Source organism: Algibacter miyuki, assembly GCF_030409805.1.
GTDB lineage: Bacteria > Bacteroidota > Bacteroidia > Flavobacteriales > Flavobacteriaceae > Algibacter > Algibacter miyuki.
In genome coordinates this window covers 38,554-57,591 of the sequence record NZ_JAUFQP010000004.1, presented here as the reverse complement: position 1 = coordinate 57,591, position 19,038 = coordinate 38,554, and the positions used below count along the sequence as shown (strand labels likewise).

At 34.3% G+C, this 19,038-nt stretch carries 17 protein-coding genes; 13 read left to right on the top strand and 4 right to left on the bottom strand.

The window, feature by feature from the left end; all coding sequences use genetic code 11:
* The first annotated feature begins 2 nt into the window (after nt 1-2).
* Nucleotides 3-746, top strand: a complete 744-nt coding sequence (locus QWY92_RS02430; RefSeq protein ID WP_290268335.1) for a hypothetical protein — start codon at nt 3-5, stop codon at nt 744-746.
* A gap of 343 nt (nt 747-1,089) precedes the next feature.
* On the opposite strand, the gene QWY92_RS02425 is transcribed toward QWY92_RS02430, so the two are convergent.
* Nucleotides 1,090-2,721: an ABC-F family ATP-binding cassette domain-containing protein gene (locus tag QWY92_RS02425; protein WP_290268334.1), complete on the bottom strand. Its 1,632-nt coding sequence runs from the start codon at nt 2,719-2,721 to the stop codon at nt 1,090-1,092.
* Between the two features lie 208 nt (nt 2,722-2,929).
* Here QWY92_RS02425 and QWY92_RS02420 point away from each other — a divergent pair, with 208 nt between their 5' ends.
* Entirely contained in the window at nt 2,930-3,838 is a 909-nt protein-coding gene (locus tag QWY92_RS02420) for a hypothetical protein (RefSeq protein WP_290268333.1), read from the top strand.
* Nucleotides 3,839-3,920: 82 nt separating this feature from the next.
* Here the strand turns inward: QWY92_RS02420 and QWY92_RS02415 are convergent, their stop codons facing one another.
* From QWY92_RS02415 to QWY92_RS02405, 3 genes are all read right to left on the bottom strand, one after another.
* Nucleotides 3,921-4,511 (bottom strand): YceI family protein, encoded by a 591-nt coding sequence (locus QWY92_RS02415; protein WP_290268332.1) that lies wholly within the window; start codon nt 4,509-4,511, stop codon nt 3,921-3,923.
* Nucleotides 4,512-4,633: 122 nt separating this feature from the next.
* A complete protein-coding gene (locus QWY92_RS02410; RefSeq protein ID WP_290268331.1) occupies nt 4,634-5,902 on the bottom strand; it encodes a hypothetical protein in 1,269 nt (422 codons plus the stop codon).
* Between the two features lie 28 nt (nt 5,903-5,930).
* The gene (locus tag QWY92_RS02405; RefSeq protein WP_290268330.1) at nt 5,931-6,515 is read right to left on the bottom strand and encodes a YceI family protein; all 585 of its coding nucleotides are present in this window, start codon (nt 6,513-6,515) and stop codon (nt 5,931-5,933) included.
* A 276-nt stretch (nt 6,516-6,791) separates the two neighbouring features.
* Between QWY92_RS02405 and rplM the strand changes: the two genes are divergently transcribed.
* From rplM to QWY92_RS02350, 11 genes are all read left to right on the top strand, one after another.
* Nucleotides 6,792-7,247, top strand: a complete 456-nt coding sequence (gene rplM, locus QWY92_RS02400; protein ID WP_290268329.1) for a 50S ribosomal protein L13 — start codon at nt 6,792-6,794, stop codon at nt 7,245-7,247.
* Between the two features lies 1 nt (nt 7,248).
* Nucleotides 7,249-7,635 carry a 30S ribosomal protein S9 gene (gene rpsI, locus QWY92_RS02395; protein WP_290268328.1) on the top strand — a complete coding sequence of 129 codons (387 nt, stop codon included), beginning with the start codon at nt 7,249-7,251 and terminating at the stop codon, nt 7,633-7,635.
* Nucleotides 7,636-7,834: 199 nt separating this feature from the next.
* A complete protein-coding gene (rpsB, locus tag QWY92_RS02390; RefSeq protein ID WP_290268327.1) occupies nt 7,835-8,611 on the top strand; it encodes a 30S ribosomal protein S2 in 777 nt (258 codons plus the stop codon).
* Nucleotides 8,612-8,698: 87 nt separating this feature from the next.
* Entirely contained in the window at nt 8,699-9,673 is a 975-nt protein-coding gene (tsf, locus tag QWY92_RS02385) for a translation elongation factor Ts (RefSeq protein ID WP_290268326.1), read from the top strand.
* A 437-nt stretch (nt 9,674-10,110) separates the two neighbouring features.
* Entirely contained in the window at nt 10,111-10,818 is a 708-nt protein-coding gene (gene pyrH / locus QWY92_RS02380) for a UMP kinase (RefSeq protein WP_290268325.1), read from the top strand.
* 49 nt (nt 10,819-10,867) lie between these two features.
* Nucleotides 10,868-11,422 carry a ribosome recycling factor gene (gene frr / locus QWY92_RS02375; RefSeq protein WP_290268324.1) on the top strand — a complete coding sequence of 185 codons (555 nt, stop codon included), beginning with the start codon at nt 10,868-10,870 and terminating at the stop codon, nt 11,420-11,422.
* 80 nt (nt 11,423-11,502) lie between these two features.
* The gene (locus QWY92_RS02370; RefSeq protein ID WP_290268323.1) at nt 11,503-12,771 is read left to right on the top strand and encodes a DUF5686 family C-terminal domain-containing protein; all 1,269 of its coding nucleotides are present in this window, start codon (nt 11,503-11,505) and stop codon (nt 12,769-12,771) included.
* 47 nt (nt 12,772-12,818) lie between these two features.
* Nucleotides 12,819-15,227 (top strand): efflux RND transporter permease subunit, encoded by a 2,409-nt coding sequence (locus QWY92_RS02365; RefSeq protein WP_290268322.1) that lies wholly within the window; start codon nt 12,819-12,821, stop codon nt 15,225-15,227.
* Nucleotides 15,228-15,341: 114 nt separating this feature from the next.
* Complete coding sequence (gene asnS / locus QWY92_RS02360; RefSeq protein WP_290268321.1) at nt 15,342-16,775, top strand: asparagine--tRNA ligase; 1,434 nt, start codon at nt 15,342-15,344, stop codon at nt 16,773-16,775.
* Nucleotides 16,776-16,941: 166 nt separating this feature from the next.
* The gene (rpoN, locus tag QWY92_RS02355; RefSeq protein WP_290268320.1) at nt 16,942-18,399 is read left to right on the top strand and encodes an RNA polymerase factor sigma-54; all 1,458 of its coding nucleotides are present in this window, start codon (nt 16,942-16,944) and stop codon (nt 18,397-18,399) included.
* Nucleotides 18,399-19,004 (top strand): hypothetical protein, encoded by a 606-nt coding sequence (locus QWY92_RS02350; protein WP_290268319.1) that lies wholly within the window; start codon nt 18,399-18,401, stop codon nt 19,002-19,004. The genes rpoN and QWY92_RS02350 overlap by 1 nt, the downstream gene beginning before the upstream one ends.
* Nucleotides 19,005-19,038: the final 34 nt, after the last annotated feature.

The window sequence follows — 19,038 nt, the reverse complement described above, 5'->3', positions numbered from 1 at the left end:
GAATGAATAAGAAAGAACAAACACCTTTAGTTGTACACAAGGCAATTGAACCTTATTTGAATAAAAAAGACGGACTATTCAAAAGAGTAAGTTCCGAAAAGGATTTAATTCGATTCAAAGGAAGTTCAATTGACTCAAATTTTTTCTTCCATATTAAATCACACAGAAAACAAAATAATCAAAATCAAATTCAAATTGAATATCAGCCATTTACATCTGTATCTGTTGAGCCTAGAACTAATTGGATAAAATCTGACCAGAAAAGTATTGATGCACATTTTCAAATTTGGTTTAAATTATTAAGTGAATTTAAAAACACTAAAACAGTTTTTGACGACCCAATAGAAAAAGCTTTTCAAGAAGACTATTATTCATATTTTGAAATAATTGAGGAAGAGAAAGACAAGCCACTTGAACCTTCATCTATATTGCCTCTATATGAGCATTTTGAAGAAATAAAGCTTAAACTAAATGAATATAAGAATGAAGAAAATACTTCAGAAATCGAAGACATTCAAGATGAGATCACTCAACTGAACGACAGTTTAACAGTTTCAGGGCGGCAAGAAATTGCTAATAGAATCTGTAATGTGTGGGCAAAACTAACAAAACTTGGAGTTAAATACATTAAGGAGTTCGTTGAGATTTCTCGAAAATATGTAATGAAAGAAGCTGTTAAACGAGCATTTCAATTAGGACAAAAAGGATTAGAATACATAGAGGATATAGATAAATATTTAAACTAAAAAAAACGTTTGCCAACACAGTATTAAAATAATGCTTAGTTTAGTGCTTAATCAAGAGTCCGTACGCTTTTGTTACAGCTGATTTTCCTTCGGAAAATCCTCGCACACAAACACACAACTTTCCATATACATAACCGCTAAACGAAACACCCAAACGAAAAAAAACAACGTTCAATTTAAAAACAAATTAAGCGGATACATGCGTTAGGGATTAAGGCATTTGTTGAAGCTCTTTTTGTGTTGTTGCACCTATGCAACACAAAAAAGCGACTGCCGCAAGCCCGACCCTTGGGTAACGCCCTAAACAAAACAAACTACTCCCACAAACAAAACCTTTTCAGGTCTATAAATCCATCGCTTTAATGCTTTCAATTCGGTTTCTAATTAAGAAATCGTCAATGGTTTCAAAATGTTCAATAACACGTTGATCTTTAAATTCGAATACTTTATTGGATAAACCTTGAAGGAAATCTCTATCGTGCGACACTAAAATAAGGGTGCCATCGAAATCGAGTAAGGCTTCTTTTAAAACGTCTTTAGATTTTAAATCTAAATGGTTTGTAGGCTCATCGAGAATAAGCAAGTTTACGGGTTCTAACAAGAGTTTCACCATGGCCAATCGGGTTTTTTCACCACCAGAAAGTACGCTCACTTTTTTATCGATATCTTCGCCTTTAAACATAAAACGACCTAAAATATTTTTTATCTGGGTACGTACATCGCCTTTGGCAACTTCGTCTACGGTTTGAAAGATGGTTAAATCTTCATCCAACAAAGCGGCTTGATTTTGCGCAAAGTAGCCCACTTTTACATTATGCCCTAAAGCACATTCGCCGTCCACGTCAATTTCGCCTAAAACAGCTTTAATCATGGTAGATTTCCCTTCACCGTTCCGACCTACAAAACATACTTTTTCGCCACGTGCAATAGACATATTGGCGTTATTAAACACCACATGCTCTCCATAAGATTTTGAAACATCTTTTACTGTAACGGGATAATCGCCTGAACGCTGTGTTTTCGGGAAACGTAATTTTAGTGCTGAGGTATCAATATCGTCCACTTCAATAATTTCTAGTTTTTCCAACATGCGCTCGCGTGAGGTTACTTGGTTGGTTTTAGAGAATGTGCCTTTAAAACGATCGATAAAGGCTTGGTTATCGGCAATAAAACGTTGTTGTTCTTGGTACGCTTTTATTTGGTGCGCGCGTCTATCTTCTCGCAATTGTAAATAATGGGTGTAGTTGGCTTTATAATCGTAAATACGCCCCATGGTAACTTCTATGGTGCGATTTGTAATGTTATCAATAAAGGCTTTATCGTGAGAAATTACCACTACAGCATTGGCTTTATTTAGCAGAAAATCTTCTAACCAAATTACAGATTCTATATCGATATGGTTGGTAGGCTCATCTAATAATATCAGGTCTGGTTTCTGTAATAAAATTTTAGCTAATTCTATTCGCATACGCCATCCACCACTAAACTCATTGGTATTTCGGGTAAAATCTTCTTGTTTAAAACCTAAGCCTTTTAATGCTTTTTCAACTTCGGCATCGTAATTTACATCTTCAAGGGCGTAATATTTTTCACCTAAATCGGAAACACGTTCAATAATTTTCATGTACTCATCCGATTCGTAATCTGTACGTGTTTCTAGTTGCTTGTTTAAACCATCCATTTCGTCACGCATACTATACACGTGGCTAAAGGCTTTGGAGGCTTCATCGAAAACTGTAGTATCATCTTCAGTTAATAAATGCTGTGGTAAATAAGCTATAACGGCTTCTTTTGGGTAACGCACATTTCCACGTGTAGCGTTTTGTACGCCGGCGATAATCTTCATCATAGTCGATTTTCCTGCGCCATTTTTTCCCATTAATGCAATTTTATCGTTTTCATTAATAGTAAACGACACATCACTAAATAGTGTGGTTCCACTAAACTCTACGGCTAAATTATCAACTGAAATCATAGTATAAATTTTAAAGCTGCGAAATTAGTAAAAAAACGGCTTATGGATTGGAATTTATCAGATTAGCATAAATAAATATTTGTAGTGTTTCACATTAAAAACCAATCGTTTGACTAACAAATATTTCCTTTAATCCTATTTCTTTAAAAATAAATGTAAACTTACTTACAATAGAGCGTCTAACCCTTCAACTAAAAAAAATATAAAAATGAAACTGAAAATTAATTTTACCGCAATGGCTATTACTGCACTGTTTTTAGCTCCAATGACTTCTAAAGCTCAAGGGCTTGTAGATGGTTTTTTCAACAAGAAAGGAGAAGCTAACATCTCTTTATCTTATTCTTCTAGCGTCTATGATGCTTTTTACGTTGGAAAAACAAAAGTAGACGGCGTACCTGCTCACAATGAAATTTCGCAGGACATTATTAACTTATATGCTAATTATGCTATTACCGATCGCCTTACTGCTATTGCTAGTTTACCTTACATTTCTAGTGAAGGTAAAGGTGTTGCTGATCCTGTTAATGGAACTACTGAACAATCGGATCTTCAAGATTTGAGTATTATGGTAAAATATGCTTTATATATTGACCAATTAAAAAATGGTAGCATGACGTATTTTGCTGCTGCTGGAGGTTCTATCCCTATGGGTTACGAATCTAACGGAATTTTATCTCTAGGTACAGGCGCGCCTGCTTTAGATGGTAAATTAGGGATGCACTACCAAAATAACTTTGGTCTTTTTGGAACTGTAGTACTTGGCGCTACCGTAAGAGGTGAAGCAGATAATGAATTTAATATTGGTGACGGACAGGATTTTAATGCGCCAAACAGCCTTAATACTTTAATAAAATTAGGGTATTGCAACAATAGTTTTTATGTTGATGCTTGGTTTGATGCACAATCTACTTCTGATAAAGGTGTAGATATTGCTGGTCCTGGTTTTGCTAATAATTTCCCTGAAACTCGAGTAAGTTACTCTCGTGTTGGTGGCGATTTATTTATACCTATTGTAAAAAACTTTGGTATTAGCGCAGGTATTGGCACAATTGTGGACGGTAGAAATATTGGTAAAGCAACGACTTATACTGGTGGTATTGTTTACAGCATTAGATAAAACATTTTAAAGTACTATATAAAAAAACCGTCTTCGAATTTTGTTTGAAGGCGGTTTTTAATTTTAGTTAATGTTAAGTTTATTAATACTTCACATATTCTTTAGCTTTTAAATGAAATGAAATATCAATAACCTCCTTAACCACAATAATACCCAAAGCTTTTTTTGGTGGATCTAAGTCGAAGTCTCTAATATTTAAACTTAAAACACCTTCAATATTTAAGGTTTCCGATCCTTCTAGTTTTACAGGAAAGGTATATGCTTTTGTTATACCTGCAATTTCCAGGTTGATTAAAGCATTAATTAACTTGCTATCCTTGGGATGTTTACCTATTTCTTTTAATTCAATAATAACTTCTGGATATGTTTTTGATTTTAAAAGTTTATTGAAATCTGAGTTTATGCCCGGTCCTCCACAATCAAAAGCAGCAGATTCTAATGTTAGAATGGTGTTTTCGAAAACAAGTTTACCATTATTATAACGCTTGAAATGAACAGGTATTGGCTCTTTCAGCTCCAACACATTATATTGACAATTGAAGCTATTAACATTCGTTTTTCCTGTAATAACAATTTCGCTACTCGGGGCAATTACTACAGAAGTTGTTTCCATAATTTCGCCTGCAAAAGCCATTGTTGCTAAAATAGAAATAAGAAATAGCACCTTTTTCATGTCTTACTTTTAATTTTTTTATTAAAAAAACTAAGTCTAAAAGCATTGGGATTATTGTTAAAGCATGCTTTAAAACACATCTTCTAGACTTAATTTTCAGTTTTATTGATTCATTATTCTGTTTAGAAACTAATTACAGCTTCTAACGTCAATCCGTTAAATTTACCATCTTCTAAAAGGTTTGCAGTAGGAAAGTCGTTATATTCTTGCACTACATATTCTGCTTTCATTAAGATATTTTTAGTTAAGAACCAACCAGCTCCTAACTGGAATCTGTTAATACTTACATCGTCACCGGTAGCTAATTCTGAACTTACGGTATTATATCGAGCACCGAAGTATAGGTTTTCTTCATTACCAAATCTGTAAATAACTTCTCCGGCAAATTGCTCAGATGATCTTCTATCTACTTCAGTAAGGCTTCTTCCTGATGTTAATTCAATAGTACCAAATACTTCTAATCCTTGGTATTTTAAAAATGGGTTAACCATAAAAGCAGTTATTTTATTTTTATACGCTGGATCAAAACGGCCTGCTCTAAAATTATCGCTAGTTGCTGAGGCATCTTGCATAATGCTGTAATATCTTGCACCCGCTCTATCTGCTGAGTATAAGTAAACGTTAGGGGCATAACCTGTATTGTAAACAGAACCTGTTAATCTAAATCTAAGGTCTTCGTTTATTTGTTTATCATATCCTAATTTAGCTAAAAATGCTGCTCCACCAGTAGAACCATCAGATTTTTCTACGCTTTGGTTTAATTTTCCGTTAGAAAAACCAATCATCCCAAGAAACCCATTATCTGTTCTATAATAAACTTCAGCACCAACTTCTGTTGTAAACGAGTCCATAATAAGGTTACCAATAAATGGGTTGTGCATGGCTTGAGCATTATCACTTCTTCTAAAGTGTGCATCACCATAGTTGTTTTCCATGTGTCCAACTTTAATGGTTACATTTTTCATCAAGTCTTCCATAAACCCTTTTTTAATAAAGTCTAGTTTATCGATTTGAAAATACCCACCTTTTACATAAGGTTCGTGGTGGTGTCTAGATGATAAATACGTTCTTAAGTGCATTCTTACACCATCATAAAGTAAAACATCTAAATCTAAATTTGCTGTAGCTAAATTGAAGTTACTGCCTATCTCTGCTAACGGAGTCGTTCCTGAATTTTCGTTATCTAAAGCTTGAAATTGCAATGTTGAAGATCCGCCAATTCTTACTTTAACGCCATCAAAATTTGATACGGTGTCTTTAGGCGCTTCAAATACATTTACTCCATTTTTATCAGGCTGCCTAAAATTGTTCAGCTCTCTGCTCTGTCCATAAAAATTAAATCCAATTAATAGGACCGCTAATACGATTGATTTTTTTAAGATTGATTTCATAATTCTGTGTTTTTAAAATTTGGTTTATTTATCTGAATAGTGTTGAAAATTTGATGGTAAGAGCATCACCTGTAGTAATAGATCCGAAAAGGGCTTTTGGAGGATCTACATTAAAATCTGTCATTTTAATAGCTTTCTCTCCAACCAAGGTTACGCTAGAGCCATCTATACTGATATTAAAGTTTAAGCTGATACGTTTTTTAACTCCCGAAATAGTTAAATCTCCTTGAGTATTTACGCTATAAACACCGGCGTCCTTATTAGTTATACTTTTTACTTCAACTAACTTGAATAAAATGCTTTTGTGATCCTCTGTATTTAAAGCTTTAAAAGTGTTTTTATCCATTGATTTTTTTCCACTTACTAAACCTTCAGCCTCTATACTTAAAGTCAATGCTTCTATTTGGCAAGTTTCTAAATTTTTAAATTTAATAGTCCCTGTTTGACTTTCGGCTTCTAGATGCCAGTCATGAATATTGGAGGTCCCTAAAACGGTTAGTGTAGATTCATTATTAACCAAGCTTAGTTGTTGCGCTTGTACTAAAGTAGATGTTAGTACAAAAAGCATAAATAAATTTAGAACTCTTTTTCCCTGTGTTACTAGTGTCTTCATAGTTAGATCATTTATATTTCTTGTACAAATGTCTAAACAAACAGCTGTTTAAAATATGATATTTATCATGTCATATGGCCTTCAACAAAATATTCCCTAGTAATCAGGTAGATATACTTCAAAAAAGAATAAAACTTTTTGAAAATCAAAATATTAGCTCTGTAAAGAACTCAGTTTAAAAATAAGTGACCACACTATTTGGTAATCAAATATATAATCGTAAATTTGCAAACTCTTTTTAAGAGAGGAATGTTTAATAAAAAATAAATTAAAAACGTGGACACATTAAGCTACAAAACGATTTCAGCCAATAAAGCAACTGCAGATAAGCAGTGGGTTTTAGTTGATGCTGAAGGACAAGCACTTGGCCGTTTAGCTTCTAAAGTTGCAAAACTTTTAAGAGGAAAACACAAGCCGAACTTCACACCTCACGTTGATTGTGGTGATAACGTTATTGTTATCAACGCAGAAAAAATCAGTTTATCTGGTAACAAATGGAACGCTAAAACGTACATTCGTCACACTGGATATCCAGGAGGTCAAAGAAGTTTAACTGCTACAGAATTGTTTGGAAAAGATCCAGCAAGAGTAGTAGAAAAATCAGTTAAAGGAATGTTACCTAAAAACAAATTAGGTGCTCAATTATTCCGTAACCTTAACGTTGTTGTTGGAACATCGCACAAACATGATGCGCAAAAACCAGCAGTAATTAACTTAGAAGAATTTAAATAACATGGAAGTAATTCACAAAATTGGCCGTAGAAAGACGGCTGTTGCTCGTGCTTATGTTTCTACAGGAACAGGAAACATTACGATTAATAAAAAAGACTTAACTAACTATTTCCCTACAGCTACTTTACAGTACAAGGTAAATCAGCCTTTAGTTTTGACTAACAATGACAGCAACTTTGATATTACAGTAAATGTATATGGAGGTGGTATTACTGGACAAGCTGAAGCTGTACGTTTAGCTCTTTCTCGCGCAATGTGTGAGCTTGATGCTGAAAACAGATTAATCTTGAAACCAGAAGGTTTATTGACAAGAGATCCAAGAATGGTTGAACGTAAGAAATTCGGTCAGAAGAAAGCTCGTAAGAAATTTCAATTCTCGAAACGTTAATATCCTGGACATGGTTCAGGATCTGTTTTACAGATGCCTTTATCATTTCACAAAAAATAAAAAAACAAGTTATTGTTGTCCTGGTTTGTAAAAAAACAGGATTTAGTTTAGCATCTAAATGAAGCCAGAATTTAAACTCTAAAAGTTTAAACAAAATGGAACATTGCTAATTCAACAGAACGTAAACTATTATTACAAAATGGCAGTAGAAGTAAAAGAATTACTTGAAGCAGGTGTACATTTCGGTCACCTTACACGTAAGTGGGATCCAAACATGGCGCCTTACGTATATATGGAGCGTAATGGCATCCATATAATTAACTTATACAAAACAGCAGCTAAAATTGACGAAGCAGGTGCAGCATTAAGCAAAATCGCTAACTCTGGTCGTAAAATTTTATTTGTTGCAACAAAGAAACAAGCAAAAGATATCGTTGCTGAAAAAGCTGGCGCTATAAACATGCCATACATTACTGAGCGTTGGCCAGGTGGTATGTTAACTAACTTTGTAACTATTAGAAAAGCCGTTAAAAAAATGGCTTCTATTGATAGAATGAAGAAAGATGGTACCTTCTTAACGTTATCTAAAAAAGAGCGTTTACAAGTTGATCGTTTAAGAGCGAAGTTAGAAAAAAACTTAGGTTCTATTACAGATATGACGCGTTTACCTGGTGCTTTATTTGTTGTAGATATTAAACGTGAGCACATCGCGATTAAAGAAGCACAAAAATTAAACATTCCAATTTTTGCAATGGTTGATACCAATTCAGATCCACGTCAAGTAGATTACGTTATCCCTGCAAATGATGATGCTTCTAAATCAATTGATAAAATTTTATCTCACGTAACTTCTGCAATATCTGAAGGATTAGCAGAACGTAAAGCTGATAAAGATGCTGCAGCATCTGCAAAAGAGGAAACTCCAAAAGCAAAAGCTGCTCCAGCTCCAAAAGCTGTTTCTGAAGAAGAAGAATAAAAAAACACATTAACACAAACAAATAAGTCGTTTAGTTCTTTTCTTTATTGAAAATATATTGAACGACTTTTTTAAATTATAAATACTATGAGTACTACAGTAAAAATTACAGCGGCTGAAGTAAACAAATTAAGACAAGCTACTGGAGCAGGAATGATGGACTGCAAGAAAGCTTTAGTTGAAGCGGAAGGCGATTTCGATAAAGCTATTGATGTTTTACGTAAAAAAGGGCAAAAAGTAGCAGAAAAAAGAGCTGACAGAGATTCTTCTGAAGGTGCTGCTGTTTCTAAAATTAATGCAGACCAAACAGAAGGTGTTGCTATTGTTTTAGGTTGTGAAACTGACTTTGTTGGTAAAAATGAAAACTTTTTAGCATTAGCTAACCAATTAGGAGATATTGCTTTAACAGTAGATTCTAAAGATGCATTTTTAGCTGCTGATTTTGGAGGCATGACTGTTGCTGAAAAATTAGTTGAACAAACTGGTGTAATTGGTGAAAAATTAGATATTACTAGTTTTGAAAAATTACAAGCTCCTTTTGTTGGAACTTACGTTCACATTAACAAAATTGCTGCTTTAGTTGGTTTATCTGCAAAAGTAGATAACGCTGAAACTTTAGTTAAAGATGTAGCTATGCAAGTAGCTTCTATGGGAGCAACAACATTATCTTACAAAGATTTTGACGCTGATTACGTAGCATCGGAAACTGAAGCAAGAATTGCTGTTATTGAAAAAGATAATATCGAGTTAGGTCGTTTAGGTAAAACACTTAAAAATGTACCTCAATTTATCTCTATGGCTCAATTATCTGATGATGTTTTAGCTAAAGCTGAAGAAGCTGCTAAAGCTGAATTAAAAGCTGAAGGGAAACCAGAACAAATCTGGGATAGAATTTTACCTGGTAAAATGGAGCGTTTCATTTCTGATAACACGACTTTAGACCAAGAAAAATGTTTATTAGATCAAAATTTCATTAAAGATGAAAAATCAAACGTTGCAACATACGTTTCTTCTTTCGGAGATGTTGAAATTACAGGTTTCAAACGTGTTTCTGTTGGATAATCAACATACATTTTATTAGCTTCCTATAAACGGAAGTATTAAAATATTTTAAAACCGCTACTCTTTTTAGATGTAGCGGTTTTTTTTATGGTTTAAATTTAAGAATAATACTTTATACTCCCCAGATATATTAAACATGTTGGCGGACACCCGCGGGAGAGATAGCAACGGCATCCTTTTTAAAACTACAAAGATGTAACCATATATTTAAGCTAAAAGATAGCAAACAATAACGTGTTTTTGGTTGTATCACGTGCTTTTAAAAAGATATAGTGGATAGCTCGGTTTTTATTTTTCTTAAAAACCCGCCCCAAAACATTTTAACTATATTGAAATTACCATTGGTATTCCGTGTAATAAATTCAAAAAAATAAAAATTTTATGTAGCTTTGCTAAACTTTTGTTTTCGCATAAGCGAGCATCTCATAAAGCACAACATGAAATATAAAAGAATACTTTTAAAACTATCTGGCGAGGCCTTAATGGGTGAACGCCAATACGGCATTGACCCTGACCGTTTAGCCGAATATGCACAAGACATTAAAACCATTACAGACCAAGGCGTACAAGTTGCCATTGTTATTGGTGGTGGAAACATTTTTAGAGGTGTAGCAGGCGCTAGTAAAGGTATGGATCGCGTTCAAGGTGATTATATGGGCATGTTGGCTACCGTAATTAACGGTTTAGCGCTACAAGGTGCTTTGGAAGATGCCGATATACCAACACGTTTACAAACAGCCATTAAAATTAACGAAGTTGCTGAGCCTTTTATTAGAAGAAAAGCCATGCGCCACCTAGAAAAAGGTCGTGTTGTTATTTTTGGAGGTGGTACTGGAAATCCGTATTTTACAACCGATTCGGCTGCTGTTTTAAGAGCCATTGAAATTGAAGCTGATGTGATTTTGAAAGGCACACGTGTAGATGGCATTTACAATACCGATCCTGAAAAAGACTCGAAAGCTGTAAAATTTGAAAGTATTTCTTTTGATGATGTTTTACAAAAAGGCTTGAAAGTTATGGATACTACAGCGTTTACCTTAAGTCAGGAAAACGAATTACCTATTATTGTATTCGATATGAATAAAATTGGTAACTTACTAAAAGTGGTTGCAGGTGAAAAAATTGGTACCGAAGTAAACGTTTAAACTTGGCGTAATTTTTGGATATAGCTAAACCTTATTAAAGTTAAAAACAATGGAAGACATTCAATTTATATTAGATAGTACAAAAGAGTCGATGGATAATGCCTTAAGACATCTTGAAAAGCAATTTATTAATATTAGAGCCGGTAAAGCCAGTCCAGCTATGTTAGGTAGCGTAATGGTGGATTATTACGGATCGTCAACGCCTATTGGCCAAGTTGCTAATATAAACACGCCTGATGGTAGAACCATTACTGTACAACCTTGGGAGAAAAACATGTTACAAGAAATTGAGCGTGGTATTGCTTATGCTAATTTAGGTTTTAACCCTATGAATAATGGCGATGTTATTATTATTAACGTACCACCATTAACCGAGGAACGTCGTAGAGATTTGGCTAAACAAGCTAAAGCTGAAGCTGAAGATGCTAAGGTTAGTATTCGTGCAGCACGTAAAGATGCTAACAACGATATTAAGAAAAACGAAGATGTATCTGAAGATATAAAGAAAAATACAGAAATAGACGTGCAACAAATGACGGATAGACACGTTAAAAAAGTGGATGAACTTTTCGAAGCTAAAGAAAAGGAAATCATGACTGTTTAAAATTATTGTATAACAGTTGAAAACATAAAAAGCGACAACGATGTCGCTTTTTTTTTGATAATTTATTCTTGTTGCTTTAAATGAAACACGGCATTCTGTATTTATGTTTTTTATTTGCGTTCGCTTTAAATGCGCAACAAAGTCATGATATTTCGATTGAAAAAGCACGTGATTCTGTAAAGAAACGTGCCTTTGTTAAAGCACTTGCTAACGGTTATTTTCCTACTAAATATTTTAATTTCGATTTAAGATATTTAATGAAATACAACCAATACGAAGCCGTTAGAACAGGTTTAGGGTTAGAAACCAATACCGCCTTCTCTGATAAATACCGCATTAACACCTACTTGGTTTACGGTTTTAGAGATACTAATTTTAAATACAGCTTGGGCGCAGGTGTTCGCGTAGCCGAAGCTAGCAATACTTGGATAAACGCATCGTATACCGACGATTTAAGCGAAACCGGAAGTACTCAGTTTTTAACTGATAAGCGTATCTTTCAGTTTTTTGAGCCACGGTTATTAAATATTAGTCTGTTTCATAAACATATTACCAAAGCCATTTCGTTAGAACATGAGTTTACACCCAAAATTTCTACCGAAACCGAATTCTCTACCAGTAAAATAGACCCAACGTACAGTTATGGATTTAATTTACCAGATAAAGTACATACAAACTTCACAACGAGTTCTGTAAAAAGCGCCATACAATGGAGTCCGTTTAGCCGGTTTGAATCTACAAAAACGGGAATGAAAGAAACCAAAGATGGCTACCCGAAATTCACCTTTCAATACACCAAAAGTTTTAAAAATGTATTTAAAAGTGATTTCAATTTCTCTAAATTCGATTTCAGAACCCTTTATAAAATCGGCGATACAAAAAAATCGTTTTCAGAAATCACTTTAGTTTCAGGAGTTTCTGGTGGTGATACACCATTAACACATTTATACCACGCCTACCCCAACAATATCAACAAAGAAACTATTTTGCAACGCTTTTCGGTAGCCGGATTAAACAGTTTTGAAACCATGTTTTTTAACGAGTTCTTCTCCGATAAGTTTGCCACCTTTCAGTTTAAACATTATTTAGCACCTTTCAATATTACCAATCGTTATAAACCACAAATGGTTTTAATTACCCGCTATGCTCTAGGTAGTATTGACCAGCCAGAACGTCACCAAGATATTACTTTTGGCTCCTTAGATAAAGGCTATACCGAATCGGGTTTCGAAATTAACAAATTATTTTTCGGCTTTGGTTTAAGCTTTACTTACCGTTATGGAGCTTACCACTTACCTGTAATGGGTGATAATGTAGCATTTAAGTTTACATTTAACGTCACTTTATAACGTAATCTATTCGTTTTTTCTACCTTTGCGCATCTTTTATATATAGCATGTTTAAACTTTTCACGAAAGACTTTTGGGATGTCATTGCGACATTAATTTTACGTAACAAACTTATTATTCTGGTTTGTATTTTAGCAACCACTTTGTTCTTTAGTCAGCAATGGGATAACATGCGGTTTACCTATACCGAAGCTAACTTATTGCCCGACGACCATGAGGTAAATGTGATTTACAATGATTTCTTAGAGGTCTTTGGTGAAGAAGGCAATTTGATTGTACTTGGCGTTAAAGACTCTACCCTCTTTACTGTTGAAAAACTAAATGCTTGGAATAACCTTTCGGAAAGTTTTAAAAACTCATCGGACGCCGTAGAATCGGTTATTTCTATAAAAGAACTTCAGAAACTTGTTAAAGATACCGAAAACGAAAAATTTGTTTTAGAACCTTTTATTAAAGATTCTATTTCATCTGTGGCGCAAATTGAAACTTTAGAAAACGAGCTTTTCAAAAAATATCCATTCTACGATAATTTCTTATTCAATAAAGAAACAAAAACCATTCGTACGGCCATTTACATGAACAAAGCCATTGTAAATACATCGGCTAGAAAGGATTTTGTAATGGATGTTTTAATCCCGAAAATTGAAGATTTCGAAGCAAAATACAAATTAGATGTTCGTATTTCGGGCATGCCATATATCCGAACTTTAAATTCTACTAATATTGTTGATGAAATTGGATTGTTTATCGGTGCTGCTTTGCTAGTAACTTCCATCATTTTCTTTTTCTTCTTCCGTTCGTTCCGCGCTACCCTAATTTCACTAGTGGTGGTTTGTATTGGTGTGATGTGGACTTTAGGAATCATTGGCTTATTAAATTATGAAATCACAGTTTTAACGGCATTAATACCGCCATTAATTATTGTAATCGGGATTCCCAATTGTATTTTCTTAATTAACAAATACCAACACGAAGTTAAACTTCATGGCAATAAAGCCAAATCATTACAACGTGTTATCACCAAAATTGGTAACGCCACTTTAATGACTAACGTTACTACAGCCTGTGGTTTTGCCACCTTTATTTTAACAGAAAGTAAGTTATTAAAAGAGTTTGGTTTAGTCGCATCATTAAGTATACTGTCTATTTTTATATTGTGTATTCTTATTATTCCTATTATATATTCTTACTTGCCTTACCCAAAAGATCGCCATTTAGAACACCTTAACAGACGTTGGGTTGGTGGTTTTGTAGATTGGATGGCACGTATGGTTAAAGAGAAGCGCATTGCCATTTACATTTCATCATTGTTACTTCTTATTGTAAGTATTATAGGAATTTATCAAATTAAAATATCAGGAAGTTTAATTGAAGATATGCCTCAAGAATCGGAATTTGTAAACGATATCCGATTTTTCGAAAGTGAATTTAACGGCATTATGCCATTAGAAATCATGATAGACACCAAGCGTAAAAAAGGGGTTATGAAACTGGCCACTTTAAAACGTATGAACGAGCTGGAAGATTTGATTTTAGAAACTCCAGAACTTTCAAAACCTATTTCGGTTGTTGGTTTAGTGAAATACTCAAAACAGGCATATTACAACGGAAACACAAAGTTTTACCAATTGCCAACATCGCAGGAAAATAGTTTTATTCTATCATACGCAAAAAACTCATCTTCAAATACCGATTTACTTAAAAACTTCGTAGATTCAACGGGTCAATATGCCCGTATCACAACGTTTATTAAAGATGTTGGTACCGATAGAATGGAGCGTATTCAAGAAGATCTTCAAACTAAAATTGATAAACTTTTTCCAAAAGATCGTTTTAATGTAACCATGACTGGGAAAGCCCTGGTGTTCCAGAAAGGAACCAAATATTTGGTTAAAAACTTAGCTATTTCATTATCCCTAGCTATTTTGCTTATTGCCTTATTTATGGCATACATGTTTAGATCCTTACGAATGATTATTATTTCATTAGTGCCAAACCTCTTGCCACTTATCATTACAGCTGGACTTATGGGGTATTTAGGTGTACCAATAAAACCATCTACTATATTAGTATTCAGTATCGCTTTTGGTATTTCGGTTGATGATACTATTCACTTTTTGGCAAAATATCGTCAAGAGTTACAAGCCAATAACTGGAAAATTAAAGTATCGGTTTATGGTGCTTTACGCGAAACCGGCGTTAGTATGTTTTACACGTCTATCGTATTATTCTTCGGCTTCTCGGTATTTACCATTTCTAGTTTTGGAGGTACAGTTGCGCTCGGCGCCTTAGTTTCGGCCACTTTACTATTCGCTATGCTTTCAAATTTACTATTACTACCATCCTTATTATTATCATTGGAACGTAGCATTGCTAATAAAAAAGTTTTACGTAAGCCTACTATAGATATTATTCCGAAGGAAGACAAGAATTTGAACGAAAAAGACTCATTTTAATTACACTTTCGAATAACTTTTGAAGAAATAAAACAAATTTTCGAGATTTTTCGAATTTATTATTTGATTTTTAACTACTGAAACCGTTATATTTACACTTCAAAACTCGTTTATATGCAATCACGTACTGTTTCAGAATTACTATCACAACAAACCACACTACTTGAAGTTGACATAAAAGGCTGGGTTAGAACCTTTAGGGCTAATCGTTTTATCGCTTTAAACGATGGTTCAACGATAAATAACATCCAATGTGTTGTCGATTTCGAAAAATTTGACGAAAGTGTTCTAAAACGTATCACCACAGGAGCAGCAGTTCATATTAAAGGTGAATTAGTTGAAAGTCAAGGTAAAGGTCAAAAAGTAGAAATTCAAGTACATAATATTGAAGTACTTGGCGATTCCGATCCGGAAACATATCCTATTCAACCTAAAAAACACTCTTTTGAGTTTTTAAGAGAAAATGCCCATTTACGTACCCGAACCAACACATTTAGCGCTATTATGCGTTTACGCTCGGCTTTATCATTCGCCGTTCATAAATATTTTAATGAAAATGGTTTCTACTATATGCACGCTCCAATTATTACAGGAAGTGATGCTGAAGGTGCAGGCGAAATGTTTAAAGTATCTAGCTTAGATCCAAAAAACACACCATTAACCGAAGATGGCAAAGTAGATTATTCTAAAGATTTCTTCGGAAAAGAAACGAACTTAACCGTTTCTGGTCAGTTAGAAGCCGAAACCTACGCCATGTCTTTAGGAAAAGTATATACCTTTGGTCCAACATTTAGAGCTGAAAACTCAAACACATCTAGGCATTTAGCCGAATTTTGGATGATAGAGCCCGAAGTTGCCTTTATGGATTTAGCAGGAAATATGGATTTAGCCGAAGATTTTTTAAAATCGGTTATCACCCATGTTTTAGAACATAACCAAGAAGACTTAGAGTTTCTAGATCAACGTTTATTAAACGAAGAAAAATCGAAACCACAAGCTGAACGTAGCGATATGAGTTTAATTGAAAAATTAAAATTCGTTACCGAGAACAATTTCAAACGTGTTAGTTACACCGAAGCTATCGATATTCTAAGAAGCTGTAAACCTAACAAAAAGAAAAAATTCAAATATATCATTGATGAATGGGGCACAGATTTACAAAGCGAACACGAACGTTTTTTAGTTGAAAAACACTTTAAATGTCCGGTGATTTTATTTGATTATCCTGCCAACATCAAAGCATTTTACATGCGTTTAAACGAAGACGGAAAAACCGTTAGAGCTATGGATATTTTATTCCCTGGTATTGGAGAAATCGTTGGTGGCGCGCAACGTGAAGAACGTTTAGATATTTTAAAAGAAAGAATGGCTGCCATTGATATTCCTGAAGAAGATCTATGGTGGTATTTAGATTTAAGAAAATACGGTACCGCTGTACACTCCGGTTTCGGTTTAGGCTTTGAACGTTTAGTGATGTTTGCTACCGGAATGACCAATATTAGAGACGTTATACCATTCCCTAGAACACCGCATAACGCCGAGTTTTAATAAATATACACTTGATAAATGAAGCTGTACTTTGCAAATCGTGCGGCTTTTTTTATCTTTGATTGGCACCAACTTAACACCACATAGTAAGTACCCATTTTTCATTGTTTGAATTATTCGTTACTTATTACTACATTAGTTGGTTATAGAACCCTAAATTCAAATCATGCTTAAGCAATTTTTACAATTTAAACTATCGCAAAAACTGTCGCCACAGCAAATTCAATTAATGAAATTGATACAGCTGCCAACACAAGCATTTGAACAGCGTTTAAAACAAGAATTAGAAGAAAACCCAGCCTTAGAAGGTGGTAAAGAGGAAAACGATAGCGATTACGATTCAGATTTAGACAACACCGACGATATTAATGATAACGACAGTATAGATGCAGAAGACATTAATGTTGACGAGTATTTAAGTGATGATGAAATCCCTGATTACCGCACCCAAGCCAATAACTATAGTGCCGACGATGAAGAAAAAACCATGCCTTACGCAGCCGGAACTTCTTTTACGCAGCACTTAATAAATCAATTAAATACCTACAGACTAACAGAAGAAGAGCGAGATATTGCCGAATTTTTAGTTGGAAGCGTTGATGAAAGTGGATATATCCGTCGTGACATAAGCGATATTACGGACGATTTAGCCTTCACCCAAAACGTATATACTGAAGAAGCACAAATTGAAAAAGTATTGAGAATTGTGCATCAATTAGATCCAGCAGGGGTTGGCGCTCGCAACCTTCAAGAGTGCTTAAGCATTCAATTACATCGAAAAGATAAAACAGCAGACACCGAATTAGCAACAGCTATTATCGATACCGCTTTCGATCAATTCACGAAAAAGCATTATAAGAAATTACTTCAAAAATTTAATATTACCGAAGAACAACTTAAAGATGCCATAACGGAAATTGAGCATCTAAATCCAAAACCAGGAGGTTCTTACGCAGGAAATAACCGTATAGTTGAACATGTTGTTCCTGATTTTGCTATTAAAATTGTTGATGGCGAATTAGAACTCAGCCTTAACGGTAGAAATGCTCCCGAACTTCATGTATCTCGTGAGTACAATAACATGCTAAACGGTTACAAGGAAGCGAAAGATAAATCGAAATCGCAAAAAGATGCCGTAATCTTTATTAAACAAAAGCTAGACGCCGCAAAATGGTTTATTGAAGCTATTAGACAGCGTCAGCAAACGTTGTTTGTAACCATGAGTGCTATTATGCATTACCAAAAAGAATACTTTTTAACGGGTGATGAGCGTAATTTAAAACCCATGATTCTAAAAGATATTGCAGACGAGATTTCTATGGACGTTTCCACCGTATCTCGCGTTGCAAATAGTAAATACGTCGATACGCCTTATGGCACAAAATTGATTAAAGAATTCTTTTCTGAATCGATGAAGAATGACCAAGGTGAAGATGTTTCTACCCGAGAAATAAAGAAAATTTTAGAAACTGTTATTGAAGAAGAAAACAAGAAAAAACCACTAACAGACGAAACTTTAGCTTCTATTTTAAAAGAAAAAGGTTATCCTATTGCTCGTAGAACTGTTGCTAAGTATAGAGAACAACTGGATATTCCGGTGGCCAGACTTCGTAAAAAAATATAATGAATAAGCTACTTAGGAGTCTTTCTTATATATTTCACCCACTATTTATGCCGCTTTTAGGCGTGGCTTTTTACTATTACATCACCCCACATTTTGTTGTCCCGGAAATAGTACAAGCCAAATTAGTTTCTTTACTGATACTCACCCTTATTTTACCCATGCTCATGTTTTTTTTATTAAACACATTAGGCAAGGTAAAAACCATTCATTTGGCAACAACGCAAGAGCGCATTTATCCACTTGCACTAAATTGTATTATTATGTTGCTCGTTATAAAGCGCATTATAACGCCAACTTCAGCCATTGCGCTTTACTACTTTTTCGTAGGCATATTAATTTCTAATATGGCTTGTTTAATACTCGCTCTTTTCAAATTTAAAGCAAGTATACACATGATTGGTATTTCGGGCTTATTCATGTTCTTTGTAGCTCTAGGTGTTATGTTTGCCATAAACTTAACCGGCCTACTTGCATTTATGGCACTCGCCATTGGTGCCGTGGCAACTTCTAGACTACATTTAAGCGCACATAGCAACAAAGAATTGATTGTTGGTTTTTTTGTTGGGTTAATTCCCCAGTTAATACTCGTGAATTACTGGTTTTAGAATCTTTTTAATTACAGAGCATCCCATTTTTTAG